The sequence below is a fragment of the Desulfuromonas thiophila genome, assembly GCF_900101955.1.
In the GTDB taxonomy this organism is placed as follows: Bacteria; Desulfobacterota; Desulfuromonadia; order Desulfuromonadales; family Desulfuromonadaceae; genus Pseudodesulfuromonas; species Pseudodesulfuromonas thiophila.
Genome location: NZ_FNAQ01000002.1, coordinates 246,930 through 262,967, shown reverse-complemented (window position 1 = coordinate 262,967; position 16,038 = coordinate 246,930). Strand labels below are relative to the sequence as shown.

The following is a 16,038-nucleotide window of genomic DNA, read 5'->3' as shown; positions in this document are numbered from 1 at the left end:
TTCAATCGGGATAATAATTCATTTCAGAACCCTGTTTGCCCACAAGGCAAAGGGACGGCATACCGGCGTCCCTGTATACAACCCCCCCCCGGCACTGTCAATTTTAAAACCACCCCGGTGCTGCCGACAGGCCACACTGCCAGGACGCTTCGGCCAGGCCGCCGCCCCGCCACCGGAAGCGGCGTTTTGCCGCAGAGACACCGCCATTTCACCGTCCCGCGGCCCGAACCGGGCTGGCAAGACCTCAGCCCCCGGCCAAAGAAAATCCCCAAACGGACCGGCAGCTCATTTTTTGCTTGATACCTCATGGAACGATTCCACTTCATTCAGCCCCTTCAGTTATGTTAAGACATGAAAACATTACCTGACAACGACAACCGAGGCTGGCACGAAGCCTGCTGTAACACGCCTGATGCCTGCCAGGACCCCGTCCTCCCTCTCCATGTCAGAAGGATCCAGCCTGATGCTTCAAACCATCCTGATTGTCGACGATTCCCCGGTGGCCCGCATGATCATGAAGAAATGTCTGCCGGCGGGCCATAATCTGACCATTTTCGAAGCAGGCAACGGACAGCAGGGCGTTGAACAGTACGAACGCCATCGGCCGGATCTGACCTTCATGGATCTGACCATGCCGGTCATGGATGGCTTCGAAGCCCTACGGCGTATCAAGCAGATCAACCCGCAGGCCGTGGTCATCGTGGCGACCGCCGACATTCAGGAAAAGGTACTGCAGCGTGTCGCCACCTTTGGCGCCCTCTATACCCTGAAGAAACCCCCGACAAAGGAAGCCCTGGCTCAGGCGCTTGAACGGGGCACGGCTGCCCTGCAGCAGGTGTCATCATGAACGTATTGGCGGATACGCTGTTCGCCAGCGACGAAAAAGACATTCTGCAGGAAGTCATGAATATCGCCTTCGGGCAAGCCTCGGCAGATCTGGCCGAGGTAATCGATATTTTCGTGATCCTCAGCGTCCCGGATATCCAGGTGGTGCGTGACTGTGATCTGCCGGACTACTTCCGCCAGGAAATTTCCTGCAGCGGCAGTGTCCACATCATTGAACAGAGCTTTCTCGGCAAGTTCAGTGGTCAGGCACTGCTGATCTTCCCTTCCGGCGCGGAAAAGGATCTGCTCAAACTGTTCAACAGCAACAACGAACTGGGACAGATCGACATCGACATTGATACCCTGGAGCAGGAAACCCTGATGGAGGTAGGCAACATCCTCATCGGCGCCTGCATCGGCAAGATCGCCGAGTTGTTGCAGGACATCGTCACCTACGATCCACCACGTCTGCTGGCGCAGGATTTTTCCTTACAACAGGCCTCCTGCGCCCCTGTCGCCAAGGGCTCCTTCGCCATCTCGATCCGCACCGTTTTCCGCTTCGAGCAACAAAACGTGGAGGGCTATCTGTTCCTGATCACCAACCAGCATTCCATCACCTGGCTGAAAAAGGCTTTGCACGCCTTCCTGGAGGCTTACGAGTGATCTTCGCGCAGATTTTTGACACCATCAACACCGGGCTGGTGGTTCTCGACCGCCAGATGGTGGTCCACTACTGGAATCGCTGGATGGCATTGCACAGCCACATCCAGAGCAGCGCCATTGTCGGTCACAACCTGTTCGACTTCTTCCCCGACCTCAATCGGCCGCACTTTCTGCGCAACTGCAAATCGGTGCTGACCTTTGGCAACTTCTGTTTCTTCTCCCAGAAACTGCACCATTATCTGTTTCCAATGGCGCCTGTCGGCTCGCTGGCGGATCATTTCGACCACATGCAGCAGAGCTGTGCCATGGGACCACTGCGCAACGCCAGCGATGAAATCGAGATGCTTTATCTGTCGGTCCAGGATGTCACCGAAGTGGTTTCCTATCAGCGCAAGCTGATGCAGCTGAACCAGACCGACCAACTCACCGGAGTTTACAACCGCAACTACATGGAAGCCCATCTGGCCAAAGAGATCGAACGCTGCAAGCGTTTCAACCACAATCTGAGCCTGTTGATGATTGATGTTGATCTGTTCAAGTCGATCAACGACACCTATGGTCATCCCTGCGGCGACTATGCCCTCAAGGCCATTACCCAACGCATCAACAGCCAGATCCGCAAAACCGACGCCTTGATTCGCTATGGCGGTGACGAGTTCTGCTGTATCCTGACAGAAACCTCGTGCCAGGCCGCCTACAAGGTTGCCGAACAGTTACGCCAGACCATCGCCGCCCCTCCCTTTACCTTCCAGGGCAGCCAGTTCAACGCCACCATCAGCGTTGGGGTCGCCTCCCTCGACCAGCAGGACTGCGATCTGGAGAGCCTGCTGAAAAAAGCCGACGATGCCCTCTATCGAGCCAAGCAGGCTGGCCGTAACACCGTTACCTGAGCCGACCTCCCAGGGCCCCCAAAAAAAATTTGCCGACAATGTTGACTTTTGTGGTTATATTTCTACAATAGGTTCCAAGAACAAAGACAGCAGCGGCAAGCGCCGCATTTTCTTTATCCTACCCACTGCAAGGAGAACACGAAATGAGCGTACTGGTAACCCGTCAGGCCCCCGACTTCTGCGCCCCGGCCGTTCTGGCCGATGGCGCCATCGTCAACGACTTCAAGCTTAGCAACCTCAAAGGCAAGTATGTGGTGCTGTTTTTCTGGCCGCTTGATTTTACCTTTGTCTGCCCGTCGGAAATCATCGCCCACAACCGCCGCATCGAACAACTTAAGGAACGCGGCATCGAGGTCGTCGGCATCTCCGTCGACTCACAGTATACCCATCTGGCCTGGCGCAACACGGCCCCGGCCGATGGCGGTATTGGCCCTGTTGCCTTCCCCATGGTGGCTGACGTCAAACACGAAATCTGCCGCGCCTACGGCATTGAGCATCCCCAGGCCGGGGTCGCCCTGCGCGCCTCCTTCCTGATCGACCGCGAAGGGGTGGTACAGCACCAGGTGGTCAACAACCTGCCACTGGGTCGCAATGTTGACGAGATGATCCGCATGATCGATGCCTTGCAGTTCTTCGAGCAGTATGGCGATGTCTGCCCCGCCGGCTGGCAAAAAGGGGACCAAGGCATGAAGGCCGATCCCAAAGGCGTAGCCAGCTACCTGGCTGAAAATGCCGACAAGCTCTAATCCATACATTCATCCATCCAAAGAAAAAGGCAGCTCCGCGCTGCCTTTTTCTTTGGTAGAGCCCCCAACGGGTTGCACACCCCTCGGATTTGCCCAGAGACGCCTTCTACGCTACACTGCAGTCACCAGCGAGAGTTGTCACTCTCCCTTTGGAAAGGAGGATTTCCTTGGATCTGTTCGACGCCATCAACCAGCGCCACAGCTATCGTGGCCCCCTCCTGGCCGACCCGGTGCCGCGCACGGACCTCAGACGCATCATACAGGCCGGGCTGCAGGCCCCTTCCGGCCGGAACGCCCAGACCACCGAATTCATCATCATCGACGATCCGGTTCTACTTGCCAAGTTGCAGGCCATGCATCCGGCCAACCAGGCCATGCAGCAGGCGCCGGCGATGATCGCCTGCCTGATCGACCGGCAGCCGGCAGCTGTTTATGAAGGTTACAACTTCCAGATAGAAGACTGCGCCGCCGCGGTGGAAAACATGTTGCTGGCCATCACGGCACTCGGCTATGCCAGCGTCTGGATCGATGGCTGGCTGCGCCTAGAACAGCGCGCCGACCGGGTGGCCCAGCTGCTGATGCTGCCGACAGACAAAAAACTGCAGATTCTGCTGCCCATAGGCCGACCGGCCGAACACTGGCCGCAGAAGGAACGCAAACCCTTTGCACAGCGCGCCTGGTTCAACTGTTACGGCGCCGAGGAGACCCCCTGCCAATGAAACGCCCCCTGCTGCTGTTGATCGCCCTGCTGCTGTTCCCGTCTGTTGTTTTGAGTGCCTCCCTGTGGCTGGAAGACTCCGACCGTGCCTTTACCCAGGCGCGGGAGCAGCAACGGCCTGTTCTGATGTATTTCACCGGCTCTGATTGGTGCCACTGGTGCATCCAACTCAACAAGAACGTTCTATCACAACCGGAATTTGCTGACTTCGCCGCCAAGGAACTGGTTTTGCTGAAGGTCGACTTTCCCAAGCGCCTGCCCCAAAGCGCCGCACAGGCTCGCCGCAATGACCAGCTAGCCCGCCAATACCGCGTTCGCGGCTTCCCGACCCTGCTGCTGTTCAATGCCGCCGGCGACAAGATTGCCACAACCGGCTTTCGACCCGGTTCAGCAGCGGACTATGTCACACACCTCCAAGAGCTGCTGAAGTGAACAGCCCCAAAACACAACAACCATAAAACAAAAGAGACCAGCGCAGTAGCGCTGGTCTCTTTTGTTTTATGGCGGGGCTGACGGGACTCGAACCCGCGACCTCCGGCGTGACAGGCCGGCGTTGTAACCGACTCTACTACAGCCCCCTGGTTTTCTGTTTTGGTGGGCGAAACAGGGATCGAACCTGTGACCCTCGGTTTGTAAGTTATAATTTTTTAGTTTTATCTGTCTAGCATTGCCTTGCGTTCCTTGCATTTCCAACAACTTACCGGATTGGCTTTTTCTGTCAGTAGCGCTATTTTGACTGTTTTTCGATACCGAACTTGACAGTTACTTGACAATTTCTGCCGGCAACGCTGGGGACTATACAGAAGCCCCGACCTTCTGTCTATCCTTTTTTTTTACTTCTATATAAGAAAGGTACACAAAGGTACAAGGTCATTAAGTAGCCGGAATCATTGATGAAAAGTGCTGTGACCTTTGATGACCTTTGACCCTGTAGGCAAGCAAAGGTCATTAAGCTATTGATTCCGCTCTGTTTTTTTCTGTGACCTTGCGTTATCTTCCCGTTTGGGGTTAAGTTTATGAGGTTTTTTTACTGCCACACTGTGCCGCCTTCTGCCTGCCTGACCTTACCCCGTTTTGTTCGCTCGCTGCTCTGCAGCAGGGGGAAGGGGAACCCGTGACCACTGCAACCCCAAGTCCAGCCCACGACGAAAACAGCTTGCCCGCCTTTTTGCTGGCGGAGCTGGTGCCGCTGGAGCAGGCCGCCTTGGTTGAAGCCATGACGCAGCCGCCGCAGCCTGTCGCCACCACGCCACCGGCGCTTTGTGGCCCACTGCGCCACCTGGCGTTGTTTTTGACGGGGGCGCCCCTGGCTGCCCTGCCGGAGCGCCTGAGCGCTGCCCGCCGTTGTGCCCGTGCTGCCCTGACCGATGCCAGCCTGACCAGTGAGCAACAGGCCGCCGCGATCAAGGCCGCCGTGCTGCTGCACTCGCCCGAGGTCGAAAACCTGAGCCTTGCCCCCTGGGCACCCGCTGCCGCCGCCTTGCCACCCCGCAGTAGCGCCTTGCGTGGCTGGTTGCACGTTACCCTGGGGGAGGACTACAGCGCCAGCCTGACCACCGCTGCCGATGATCTGCTGGCTGTCCACCAGCTGCTCGAAATCGTCACGCGGACCGCCGCCCCCGCTGCCGCCTGGCTGAGTTGGCCGGATGCCGCCGCAATCTATCAGCACGAAAAACCCGCCAGCGCCTACCGCCAGCCGAACGCCCGCCGCATTCACCACCACCGCCTGATTGAGCTTGACCCCCGGCGCAGCAAGGCCGATCTACGGCGCGATCTGTGCGCCCTGCTGGAAACCATCGAAGCCGAACAACGCCTTGATGGCGCCGACGAACCCGCCCGGCTGGATCGGGCCTTGCCGGAAAAAAAGCGCGCCGCTGCCCTGCAGGCTCTGGCTGTGCTGCAGGTTTGGGGTTGGCCGGGCAGTGTGGAACAGGACCGCGCCACCGTTAAAACGTGCCGCGGTGAAGCCGCTTGGCGCGATCATAGCGGCGCAAGCTGGCAACGGCTCGACAGCCTGTTGCATCGTTGGCAGGTTCACCCAGCCCCCAACCTGCCGCCCCTGGCGGAGCGGGCCGCCGGTGCCGAGGCTCAAAGCCTGATCCGCTGGCGCAGCCGCTACCAGGGCCACGCCGCCGCCCTGCTGCAGGCTGCCCGCACTGGCGCCGCAATCAGCACCTTGCCCTTGCCGCGCTGATACCGCCGCCGTTCAATTCCAATTTCCCGCCCCCGTGCCATTCGCTGAAAACACCCGCTAAGCCGCTGATATTACGGCAGAAGTACCACCAAAAAAGCGCCCCCAAACGTTCCAATTCGTTTTTTTGCCACCGCCTGAGCGGCGCCTTGATCATTTTTTTTGCCGCCGATCCGACCCGCCGCCCTGCCGCCTAACCCCCTGTTTTCCTTCGCTCGCTGCCTTGTTGCTCGCCCGATTCCATTTTTGCTGCCGGCGGACAATCGCGGCGGCGGCGTTGTCGGCGGCGTTTGTCGGCCGTGAGTGTCACCATTTGTCGATTCCCGGCGCCACGGGGGCGCCCATCATACACACCACACCACAGGAGGACCGACCATGACCCACGACCGCACCACCACCACCGACCCGCGCACCACCGCCGCCAGCCTGCCGCCGGCAACAATCGAACCCTATGTTACTGCCGGCGATGTCGCCGCATTCCTGGGTTTGCCGGAAAACTCGATATACAAACTCGCCCTGCGGCGCCAGCTGCCCAGTTACAAGTTAGGGAAATCGCGGCGGTTCCGCCTGTCGGAGGTCGCCGCCGTCATGGCCGCCGGCCGCGTGGAGGGGGGCGCCGATGCCTGATACCCGCTATGCCGCGCCGCTGGCGCAGCGCAAGGCGGAGGTGCTGCGCCGCCTGGACGTGCGCGCCTGGCTGGCGACCGTGTCGGAGCAGGTGCAGCCGTCCGGCCCCGGTCATGCGCTGATCTGCTGTCCCGCGCATGGCGAGTCGCACCCCTCATGCAATGTGCGCCTGGCGGACGGCGTGTGGCACTGTCATGCCTGTGGCGCCGCTGGTGGCCTGTTCGACCTGGCCGCCGCAGCCTGGGGCTGCGATTTTTTGGCGGCGCTGGCGCGGCTGGAGGCCGCCGCCGGCATCGATGCCACCGCACCCGCACCCGCACCGACCCCGCGCCGCGATCCAGCCACCGCCGCCGCCAACACCAGCGGCGCCGGGCCGGTGGTCGCCACCTACGATTACTGTGATCGGTCCGGCCGTCTGCTGTACCAAAAACAACGGCTGGAGCCGGGCCGCGCCGGCCGCGCCAAGGAGTACCGCTTCCGCCACCCCGTGGCGGGCGGGGGCTGGGCGGCGGGCCGTGGCGATGCCGCGCCGCTGCTGTATGGCGTGGCGGAGCTGGCGGCTGCGCCGGCCGATGTGCCTGCCTACGTAGTCGAGGGCGAAAAATGCGCCGATGTGCTGAGAGGCTGGGGGCTGGTCGCCGTGTCCACTGATTCCGGCGCCGCCGGCGCGTGGCCGGACGGTCACGCCGATCTGTTCCAGGGCCGCCGCGTGGTGGTGGTGCCGGACCACGACGCCCCCGGTGAGCGCTACGCCGGCCGCGCTGCGGCCGCCCTGTTGGCTGCCGGCGCTGCCGTGGCCGGGCTGCGGTTGCCCGGCCTGGCCGCCAAGGGTGACGTGGTCGACTGGGTTGCCGCTCGCACCGCCGAGGGCATGACCGATGCCGCCGCCCGTGACCTGTTTGTTTCGTTGGCTGGGGTTGCCCCGCCCTGGGAACCCGTGCCGGAGGTCATGCCGACCGCCGACGATGGCACCGACGATGGCGCCGACGATGGCACCACCGACGATGGCGCCGACGATGGCGCCGACGATCCACCACCACCGGCCCGCACCACGACCCGCCCACCGCGCCGCCGGCGGAGCCGCACCGATGATGCCGACGGCACCCCGGCCCGTGCCCGTGGTGGTGCCGGCCTGCTGGCCCTGACCGAGGGGGCGCCGCTGTACGTCGACCCGTATGGCGGCACCTATGTTGATATCGGCGGCGAGCCGCTGCCGCTGATTGCGACGGCGACCGCCACGGTCGAGGCGCTGTCGGCCATGCACTATGCCGCGACGGGCCAGACAGCCGGCAAGGACGCCATCGCCGCCGCCTGTGCGGTGCTGAGCCATGAGGCGCGGCGATCCGGCCGCACCGTGCCGATGGCCCACCGCACCGCCTGGTGGCCCGATGGTGCGCTGTTGATCGAACTTGGCGATGGCCGCGCCGTGCGCATCCATGACGGCGCCTGGTCGCAGATCGCCGCGCCCATCGGCGCGTTTCGCGCCGGCGCCGGCAAACTACCCCAGCCCGACCCCGATCTGGCCGGCGATGCCGCGCACCTGTTCCGCCTGGTGCCGGTGCCGGCGGACCAGCAGCTGTTTTTTTTGGCGACATTGGCGGCGGCGATGGTTCCGCAGATGGCCCGGCCGCTGCTGGCCATAACCGGCCCGCAAGGCTCGGGAAAATCCGCCGCCGCCCGCCGCATCAAGGCGCTGGTCGATCCATCGGACGCGCCGCTATCCTTGCTGCCGAGGAAACCCGATGACCTGGATCTGCTGCTGAGCCGGTCCGCCTGCCTGGCGCTGGACAACTTGTCGGCGATCCCCGCCGATATGGCGGACGTGCTCTGCGGGGTTCTCACGGGCGCCAGCCCCCAGCGCCGCCGCCTGCACTCGGATGGCGACGTGGTTACCCTGCGCGCCGACGTGCTGCTGCTTGTGACGGGGATTACCGCGCTATCGGGTCGGGCTGACCTGCTGGAACGATCGATCCGCGTGGACCTGGAGCGGATAGAGGATGGCGACCGCCGCCCCGATGATGAGCTAGACGCGGAGTTCGAGCGCCTGCGGCCGGGCATCCTCGGCGGCCTGTATAGTATGCTCGCCGGCGGCCTGGCGCTGTTGCCCCGGTATCGGCCGCCGCAGCTGCCCCGTATGGCCGAGTTTGCTCGGCTGGCGGCGGCGATAGCAGAGGCCCATCGGCCCGGCGCCGGTGCCCGCTATCTGCGTGATTTCGCGCGCAATCAGGGGCGCCAACACCTGGAACTGGCGGAGACCAACCTGTTGTTTGGCGCGCTGGTCGAGCTGGCCGGCCGTGGCGAGTATCTGAGCGGCTCGTTCGGTGAGGTCGCCGGGCGGCTGCGGGATATCGCGCAGCCCGGCCCGGCGGATCGGTTCCCGACGGCCCGAGGGCTACGGGCGGCGCTCGAGCGCCTGCGTGTGCCGCTGAGCGTCGCCGGTATCCGCTACGACTACGGCGGCCGTGGCGCCGCGGCCAAAGCCAGCGTGACCTTCCGGCCCGCCGCCCGGCCGTGCGAGATGGTCGACGATGATGTCGTGGCACCGCCGCTGCCGCCGGAACCGCCGCAGCTGCGGCCGGATGACGGCTGGGAGTTGGTCGGCGCGGAGCCGGCACCATGACCGCCGCCGCCACCGATCATGGCCTGATTCCTGTTGTCTTTCGCCAGCTGGTGCGGCTGCGCAATGCCGCCGGCGAAATCGTAGAGCTGCGCGCCGGCATGACCGCACGGCTGCCCGCCGGCCTGGCGCACCGGCTACTGGTCGAGGGCGCCGCCGTAGCCGCAGCGACACCTGAGCCGCCGGCGCCAGTGCGTGAGCTGCCACCCTGGCCACCGGAGAACCCCGCCAGCCTGCCGACTATCGGCGCCGATGGCGCGCTGTGTATCCCGTTTGACGCGCCGGCGCGGTTCCGTTGGTGGCAAGGGGGACAATCCGCCGAGGCCACCCGCGCCGAACTGGTCGCCGCCAGCCAAAATGCCGAAATCACTGAAAAAAAAGAAGCGCCATAAACGCCCCAGGATCGACGATCAGCCCCGCAGCCATACCCTGGCCTGCCCCGTTTTTGGGCTGCGCCACCCCAGACCCCCACAGAGAGGACCGACCATGACCGACCCCGACCGCATCACGACTACCACCATCCGCCCGACCGACTACCGTCCGCGAGTCGATGACCTGGTGCTGTGCTACGGCGGCACCATCGGCGACGATGTGCCGCGCATCGGCATCGTCACCGGCGCCACCGATGCCACCGGCCGGCTACTGGTGGACTGCGGCAGGCACGGCATCCACGCCGCCGCCGCCGTGGAATACGACACCCATCTACCGCCGGCCGCCGCCGGCCAGACCACCGAACGGCGGATACGTGACTACCTGGCCGCTGAGCTCGCCGAGGCGTGCGCCATGGTGGCTGCGTTGCCGCCGTTTGACGCGCTGGAGCTGGGGCCGGTGCGCCCGTGGGATGATGTTTTTCCCGCCGGCGACCAGCCCGGCAAGAACAGCGGCAAAGAACGTTCCAAACGGAAAACATCAGCTAAACGGAAGGTTTGCCATGAGAAATGACAATCAAAAACAACTACAGAGCACACAGCGTGTTCACATCATGGCCCCAGCCACCACGCCAGCGCCTGCGCCACCTGTGCTGCATGGCTGGCTGGTTCGCGATGTCGGCGTGGTGTATGTCTGGTGCCCCTGGTGCCGGCGGTACCATATCCACGGCGCACCCGATGGCGACCTGGCGCCGCTGGAGCACCGCGCCGCCCACTGCGGCGACCACCGCCGCCGAGGGCGCAGCCCATACCACGCCACCGGCTACCGTATCCGCATCGATCACCGCCTGCCACCACCCCCCGGCCCCGGCTGGCGTGGCCGTGCCGCCTGGTGCCGCGCACTAGCACCCCGCACTACCACCCCGCGCCCCCGCCTGCCAACCCACCGAAAAAAATAATAACCGCCCAAGGTCACACCACGCGGCGCCACACCGTCACCCGGCCCGCCGCGCTATTCCACCGGCTGACTGTTCGCGGGTCCTTCCGCCGCTGTCGCCATAGCGGGTAGTTCAAACCCCGGTTTGCAAATCCATTTGACTTTCACCTATCGGTTGGAAAATTGGAACTTCAACAAAAAACCGCCGCCCACCTTGCGTTAACTTGCCACCCGTTAAACATTCATTAAAAAACAGGATCAAAAACACCAGAAAACCGGCCCGGTTACGCTCTGGCCTTCGGTTTAGGAATCAGAAGGCCGCAAAAAAGCCTTGCAAAAGCAACGTCTTGCAATATAGTGTCAAGCGAAACGTCAAGAATGGAAAGCGGCCCCAGGGGAAAAAAGCGTCATTTTTCTGACGACGCCAGAAAAAAAAGCATGACCTGTCCGGCCGCCTGTTTTCCCGATAATCCAAATTGGAACCGAACCGCCCGCCTGCCTGTTTTGCTTCGCTGGCTGGGGGCAGTGAGCAGCGAGCGAACAAACAAGAATCGAGGGGGAGCGATGGCCGCCGGCCGATCTGAGCTTATGACGGCGCGAAACGCCGATGAAGGCAAGAGCCGGAGCGCACCCCACCCAAGGCCGGCTAGGCAACAGGCCAAGCCGAAAAAGGGCGCGAACGATCCGCGCCCCCTGCCGGCCGTTTTCACAAGGAGGGCTGCCAATGGCACGCGCAAAAAACAGCAAGGGCGTTTACCTTCGCGGTAAAACCTGGTGGATCACCTACAGCGGCCCCGATGGCCGGCAACATTTCGAGAGCGCCAACAGCAAGTTGAAGTCGGACGCTGAATATCTGCTCGCCTGCCGCCGCAAATCGGTAGCAGAAGGCGAGGTACTGCAGCAGGACCGCCGCCAGCTAGCCCGCTTTACCGTGGCTGAGCTGTGCGAAAAATACGATGCCTTCATTGCCGGGCGCGGCAACTACGCCACAAAGAAACTATACGTTGCTGAAATCAAGGCGGCGCTGGGGCACTATAAATTGGCACAGCTGAGCCTTGCCGCTATCGAGGCATGGCAAAGCCGCCTGTTGAGCGATCCCCGGCCCAACCGCCGCAATGGCCGCCTGACCGCGCCACCCTTGGCGGTTGCCAGCGTCAACCGGCGGATAGCCACCCTGAAGCACATGGCCACCAAGGGCCACGACTGGGAGTTACTGACCAAGGACACCCTAGACCGCGTGCGGCGTTGCAAGCTGCAAAAGGAGAACAACGCCCGCTTGCGGTTTCTATCGACCGAGGAAGCGCAACGCCTGGTGGCCTGCGCTGCTGCCGAGGTGCGGCCGGTGCTGATCTGCGCCTTGAATACCGGCTGCCGCAAGGAGGAAGTCTTAGGCTTGACCTGGGATCGTGTAGACCTGAAACATGGCTTTATCCGCTTGAACAAAACCAAAAACGGCGAAAGCCGCGATGTGCCGATAAACAGCACCCTGGCCGATTGCCTGCGGGGGCTGGTGCGGCCGATTGACCCGGCCGGCTATGTGTTCACCAACCCGGCCACCGGCCGCCGCTGGTGCGACATGAAACGCGGCTTTGACCGCGCCTGCCAGCGGGCCAAGCTGTCCGACTTCCGCTTTCACGACCTGCGGCACACCTTCGCGTCACAACTGGTCATGAACGGCGTAGACCTGACAACCGTTTCCCGCCTGCTGGGGCATAAGTCGCTGACCATGACGCTACGCTATGCCCACTTGGCGCCGGATCACCTGCAAAGCGCCGTTGGCGTCCTTGACCGGCTTGCTTCGCCTGCTGCTGCCGTTGGCGCGGAGCGCTAAAGCCACCGAAAACAAAAAAGCGCCGCTGTTGGCGACGCTGTGACCTTTGAATGACCTTTGAAGCTTCGCGTTTCAAAGGTCATTCTTTTTTCTGCAATGATTCCAAACCCTTAATGACCTTGTACCTTTGTGTACCTTCCCTATATATACTGGGTTGCAACTGTCAAGTTGATTACTTAACAGCAGGCTGTGACCTTTGATGACCCACAACCCCAAAGGTCACAGAAGGTCACAGCACTTTTCCGCAATGATTCCGGCCCCTTGATGACCTTGTACCTTTGTGTACCTTCCCTATATATGCTGGGTTGTAACTGTCAAGTTGATTACTTGACAGTAGGTTGTGACCTTTGGTTGCCTTCAACCCCAAAGGTCACAGAAGGTCACAGCACTTTTCCGCAATGATTCCGGCCCCTTGATGACCTTGTACCTTTGCGTACCTTCCCTATATATGCTGGGTTGCGGTTTTATCGTCTGACAGCGCATTACAGCCTGACATGACAGCCCCAGCCGCCCCAGTATGACAGAACCCCCGTTACTTGACAGTTTACTTGACACTGCCCCCAAAAACACGAACAGGTTACAGCATTTTCGCTGTAACCTGTTGTTTTTACTGGTGGGCGAAACAGGGATCGAACCTGTGACCCTCGGTTTGTAAGACCGATGCTCTCCCGGCTGAGCTATTCGCCCATTATCTACTCGTAAAATGGCGGGGCTGACGGGACTCGAACCCGCGACCTCCGGCGTGACAGGCCGGCGTTGTAACCGACTCTACTACAGCCCCTTCGTGTGCAACGCGGTGGAAACTATCAGATTAGCCAAGTGATGTAAAGAAGATATTTACTGCAACTGCGTTATTTTTCAGGCCTCGTTGATAGCGTCCTTGAGAGCCTTGCCGGCTTTGAATTTGGGCACCTTGGCAGCCGCGATTTCGATCTGATCGCCAGTCTGGGGGTTCTTGCCGACCCGTGCCGCCCGCTCACCGACGCTGAAGGTGCCAAAACCGACCAGGGCGATCTTGTCATCGGCCTGCAATGCGCTGGTGACAACGTCGACGAAAGCCTTCAGGGCTTTTTCCGCATCACTCTTGCTCAATTCGGCCTTCTCGGCTATTGCATTTACCAGCTCAGTTTTTGTCACGGCTAACCTCCTAGTTTTCGGTGAAATGGGCGTAGAAAACGCGCCAGTTATAACAGAGATACAGGGGCAGTACAAGGGCTAAACAGGGTCCGAGACGACCCTGCAGGCCAGTTTCAAGGCCCCTACGACGGCTGTTCTGCGGCAAGCAAGGAACGTTCCAGCACCTGATCCATGTGCTGGACCGGCTCAATGGTCAGAGCCTTGCGCAATTCCGCTGGCACCTCCGTCAAATGACGGATATTGGCCTGCGGAATCAGCACCCGGGTGATCCCTGCCCGTCGGGCGGCAAGCAGTTTTTCCTTCAGACCGCCGATTTCCAGAACATCGCCCCGCAAATCGATTTCACCGGTCATCGCCAGTCGGCAATCCACCGGGCGATGGGTCAGGGCCGAGGCCAGAGCCGTGGCCATGGTGATACCGGCGGAAGGACCATCCTTGGGGATGGCCCCCTCAGGCACATGAATATGAATATCGAGGTTGCGGTAGAAGTCCCGCTCTAACCCAAGCGACTGCCAGCGTGAACGGATATAGGCCAGGGCGGCCTGTGCCGATTCCTGCATGACTTCGCCAAGCTTACCCGTAACGGTAAGCTTGCCCTGCCCCGGCAGATCGAGCACCTCAATCATCAGCACCTCGCCACCGGTCTGCGTCCAGGCCAGACCGGTAGCCACACCACAGCGCGACACCTGATCGCTCTGCCCATAACGGTAGGGTGCCACGCCGAGCAGACGCCGGACCTGAGCCGCGCCAATGAGGCTGCGTTGCTGCGGTCGCGCCCGCTCAAGGCTCTGGCGAGCCACCTTGCGACAGATGGCAGCCAGGTTGCGCTCCAGTTCGCGTACGCCAGCCTCACGGGTATAGCAGCGGATAATCTCCAGCAGGGCCGGTTGAGAAAACCGGACCTGGTCCGGTTTGAGACCATGATCGGCCAGCAGTTTGCCGATCAGGTGATCGATCGCAATACGAATCTTCTCCTCTTCGGAGTAACCACTCAGGCGCACCACTTCCATGCGGTCGAGCAAGGGCGCCGGAATGCCCTGCAGACTGTTGGCCGTGGTAATGAACATGACATGGGAAAGATCGTAATCAACATCAAGAAAATGGTCGACAAAGGTTCGGTTCTGTTCCGGATCAAGCACCTCCAGCAGGGCGGCCGAAGGATCGCCGCGGAAATCCGTCGACATTTTGTCGATTTCATCCAGCAGAAACACCGGATTGCGCACACCAGCCTTCTTCATGCTCTGGACAATCTTGCCCGGCATGGAGCCGATATAGGTGCGGCGGTGACCGCGAATTTCCGCCTCATCGCGCACCCCACCAAGGGAAATACGCACAAAACGGCGATTAACCGCCCGGGCGATGGAGCGCCCCAGCGAGGTCTTGCCCACGCCGGGAGGGCCAACCAAGCAGAGAATCGGCCCTTTGATCTTCTTGACCAGCGCCTGCACCGCCAGATGCTCAAGAATGCGCTCCTTGACCTTTTCCAGGCCGAAGTGATCGGTGTCAAGCACGGCCCGGGCATGGGCCAGATCGTGGGTGTCGCGACTAGTCTTGCTCCAGGGCAGTGACAGCAGCCAGTCGATATAGTTGCGCACCACCGTAGCCTCGGCCGACATCGGCGACATCATCTTCAACTTGCGCAACTCGGCCCGGGCCTTGTCGGCCGCTTCGGCCGACAGCCGCTGTTTTTCGATGCGCTCCTCAATCTCACGCAGTTCCTGCTTGAACTCGTCCTTGTCGCCAAGTTCCTTCTGGATGGCGCGCATCTGCTCGTTAAGATAATACTCCTTCTGGGTACGCTCCATCTGGCTCTTGACCCGTTTGCGGATCTTGCGTTCAATCTTGAGGATTTCCACCTCGCGTTCGAGCGCTTCGAGCAGGCTTTCCAGTCGCGGCACAGCATCAAGCTGCTCGAGGATCTCCTGCTTTTCGTCAACCCGCAAGTTCAGGTGAGCGGTGATGGTATCAGCCAGCACCGCCGGCGAGGTCAGGTTCTCCACCGCCGTGACCACCTCGGCCGGCACCTTGCGACTGAGGCTGACATAGGATTCGAACAGCGCCCGTACGCTGCGGGTGAGAGCCTGAACCTCCAGGGAATCTTCCAGGTGCGGCGTCAGCGTCTCATACAGGGCATAGAAGCAGTCTTCCTGCTCCTCCAGACCGGTCAGACGGGCTCGGCTGCGACCTTCCACCAACAGCTTCATGGTACCATCAGGCAGTTTGAGCAGCTGGGCGATATGGGCCACGGTGCCAACACGGTAGAGATCCTCCAGAACGGGATCATCCACCTCAGCGTCGTTCTGAGCCACCAGAAAAATCAACCGCTCGCCGGCCATGGCCTGCTCCAGAGCCCCGACTGAACGAGGTCGGCCAACAAACAGCGGCGTCACCATCTGTGGAAAAATAACGATATCACGCAAAGGGAGCAGGGGTATTCTCCCTGCTCCCTGCTGGTTTGCGTCGGTTACTTCAGACGTTTGCGTCATGC

The 16,038-nt window shown here is 61.4% G+C and carries 15 protein-coding genes and 3 tRNA genes; 13 read left to right on the top strand and 5 right to left on the bottom strand.

Translation table 11 applies throughout. The features are described from left to right. Window positions 1–463 precede the first annotated feature (463 nt). From BLR80_RS03565 to BLR80_RS03540, 6 genes are all read left to right on the top strand, one after another. The gene (locus BLR80_RS03565) at window positions 464–847 is read left to right on the top strand and encodes a response regulator (RefSeq protein ID WP_092076332.1); all 384 of its coding nucleotides are present in this window, start codon (window positions 464–466) and stop codon (window positions 845–847) included. Continuing rightward, window positions 844–1,488, top strand: coding sequence for a chemotaxis protein CheC (locus BLR80_RS03560; protein WP_092076330.1), 645 nt, complete (start codon window positions 844–846; stop codon window positions 1,486–1,488). Before BLR80_RS03565 ends, BLR80_RS03560 begins: the two co-directional genes overlap by 4 nt. Further along, on the top strand, window positions 1,485–2,378 hold the full coding sequence (locus tag BLR80_RS03555; protein ID WP_092076328.1) for a sensor domain-containing diguanylate cyclase: 894 nt from the start codon (window positions 1,485–1,487) through the stop codon (window positions 2,376–2,378). The genes BLR80_RS03560 and BLR80_RS03555 overlap by 4 nt, the downstream gene beginning before the upstream one ends. A gap of 143 nt (window positions 2,379–2,521) precedes the next feature. Then, window positions 2,522–3,124: a peroxiredoxin gene (locus BLR80_RS03550; protein ID WP_092076326.1), complete on the top strand. Its 603-nt coding sequence runs from the start codon at window positions 2,522–2,524 to the stop codon at window positions 3,122–3,124. A gap of 167 nt (window positions 3,125–3,291) precedes the next feature. Next, entirely contained in the window at window positions 3,292–3,843 is a 552-nt protein-coding gene (locus BLR80_RS03545) for a nitroreductase family protein (protein ID WP_171906296.1), read from the top strand. Then, on the top strand, window positions 3,840–4,274 hold the full coding sequence (locus tag BLR80_RS03540) for a thioredoxin family protein (RefSeq protein WP_092076322.1): 435 nt from the start codon (window positions 3,840–3,842) through the stop codon (window positions 4,272–4,274). Before BLR80_RS03545 ends, BLR80_RS03540 begins: the two co-directional genes overlap by 4 nt. Before the next feature lie 69 nt (window positions 4,275–4,343). On the opposite strand, the gene BLR80_RS03535 is transcribed toward BLR80_RS03540, so the two are convergent. Beyond that, window positions 4,344–4,420: transfer RNA gene (locus BLR80_RS03535), tRNA-Asp, on the bottom strand. Between the two features lie 536 nt (window positions 4,421–4,956). Here BLR80_RS03535 and BLR80_RS03530 point away from each other — a divergent pair. From BLR80_RS03530 to BLR80_RS03505, 7 genes are all read left to right on the top strand, one after another. Then, a complete protein-coding gene (locus BLR80_RS03530) occupies window positions 4,957–6,036 on the top strand; it encodes a hypothetical protein (RefSeq protein WP_092076320.1) in 1,080 nt (359 codons plus the stop codon). Window positions 6,037–6,408: 372 nt separating this feature from the next. Next, entirely contained in the window at window positions 6,409–6,660 is a 252-nt protein-coding gene (locus BLR80_RS03525; RefSeq protein WP_092076318.1) for a helix-turn-helix domain-containing protein, read from the top strand. Continuing rightward, window positions 6,653–9,280 (top strand): CHC2 zinc finger domain-containing protein, encoded by a 2,628-nt coding sequence (locus tag BLR80_RS03520; RefSeq protein WP_092076316.1) that lies wholly within the window; start codon window positions 6,653–6,655, stop codon window positions 9,278–9,280. Before BLR80_RS03525 ends, BLR80_RS03520 begins: the two co-directional genes overlap by 8 nt. Beyond that, window positions 9,277–9,669: a hypothetical protein gene (locus BLR80_RS03515; protein ID WP_092076314.1), complete on the top strand. Its 393-nt coding sequence runs from the start codon at window positions 9,277–9,279 to the stop codon at window positions 9,667–9,669. Before BLR80_RS03520 ends, BLR80_RS03515 begins: the two co-directional genes overlap by 4 nt. 94 nt (window positions 9,670–9,763) lie before the next feature. Further along, window positions 9,764–10,219, top strand: coding sequence for a hypothetical protein (locus BLR80_RS03510; RefSeq protein WP_092076312.1), 456 nt, complete (start codon window positions 9,764–9,766; stop codon window positions 10,217–10,219). After that, on the top strand, window positions 10,209–10,604 hold the full coding sequence (locus BLR80_RS12650; protein ID WP_143012073.1) for a hypothetical protein: 396 nt from the start codon (window positions 10,209–10,211) through the stop codon (window positions 10,602–10,604). The genes BLR80_RS03510 and BLR80_RS12650 overlap by 11 nt, the downstream gene beginning before the upstream one ends. Before the next feature lie 702 nt (window positions 10,605–11,306). Then, the gene (locus BLR80_RS03505; protein WP_171906294.1) at window positions 11,307–12,413 is read left to right on the top strand and encodes a tyrosine-type recombinase/integrase; all 1,107 of its coding nucleotides are present in this window, start codon (window positions 11,307–11,309) and stop codon (window positions 12,411–12,413) included. A 611-nt stretch (window positions 12,414–13,024) separates the two neighbouring features. Here BLR80_RS03505 and BLR80_RS03500 read toward each other — a convergent pair. The 4 genes from BLR80_RS03500 to lon all read right to left on the bottom strand — a co-directional run bounded on the left by BLR80_RS03500 (window position 13,025) and on the right by lon (window position 16,036). Then, window positions 13,025–13,100 (bottom strand) — tRNA-Val (locus BLR80_RS03500). Between the two features lie 17 nt (window positions 13,101–13,117). Next, window positions 13,118–13,194 (bottom strand) — tRNA-Asp (locus BLR80_RS03495). Window positions 13,195–13,271: 77 nt separating this feature from the next. Further along, entirely contained in the window at window positions 13,272–13,550 is a 279-nt protein-coding gene (locus BLR80_RS03490) for an HU family DNA-binding protein (protein ID WP_092076308.1), read from the bottom strand. Window positions 13,551–13,672: 122 nt separating this feature from the next. Further along, the gene (gene lon / locus BLR80_RS03485; protein WP_092076306.1) at window positions 13,673–16,036 is read right to left on the bottom strand and encodes an endopeptidase La; all 2,364 of its coding nucleotides are present in this window, start codon (window positions 16,034–16,036) and stop codon (window positions 13,673–13,675) included. Window positions 16,037–16,038: the final 2 nt, after the last annotated feature.

Coding starts and splice junctions, on each gene's coding strand:
- BLR80_RS03565 (WP_092076332.1), top strand. CDS start 464: ATGCTTCAAACCATCCTGATTGTCGACGATTCCCCGGTGGCCCGCATG.
- BLR80_RS03560 (WP_092076330.1), top strand. CDS start 844: ATGAACGTATTGGCGGATACGCTGTTCGCCAGCGACGAAAAAGACATT.
- BLR80_RS03550 (WP_092076326.1), top strand. CDS start 2,522: ATGAGCGTACTGGTAACCCGTCAGGCCCCCGACTTCTGCGCCCCGGCC.
- BLR80_RS03540 (WP_092076322.1), top strand. CDS start 3,840: ATGAAACGCCCCCTGCTGCTGTTGATCGCCCTGCTGCTGTTCCCGTCT.
- BLR80_RS03525 (WP_092076318.1), top strand. CDS start 6,409: ATGACCCACGACCGCACCACCACCACCGACCCGCGCACCACCGCCGCC.
- BLR80_RS03520 (WP_092076316.1), top strand. CDS start 6,653: ATGCCTGATACCCGCTATGCCGCGCCGCTGGCGCAGCGCAAGGCGGAG.
- BLR80_RS03515 (WP_092076314.1), top strand. CDS start 9,277: ATGACCGCCGCCGCCACCGATCATGGCCTGATTCCTGTTGTCTTTCGC.
- BLR80_RS03510 (WP_092076312.1), top strand. CDS start 9,764: ATGACCGACCCCGACCGCATCACGACTACCACCATCCGCCCGACCGAC.
- BLR80_RS12650 (WP_143012073.1), top strand. CDS start 10,209: ATGAGAAATGACAATCAAAAACAACTACAGAGCACACAGCGTGTTCAC.
- BLR80_RS03505 (WP_171906294.1), top strand. CDS start 11,307: ATGGCACGCGCAAAAAACAGCAAGGGCGTTTACCTTCGCGGTAAAACC.
- lon (WP_092076306.1), bottom strand. CDS start 16,036: ATGACGCAAACGTCTGAAGTAACCGACGCAAACCAGCAGGGAGCAGGG.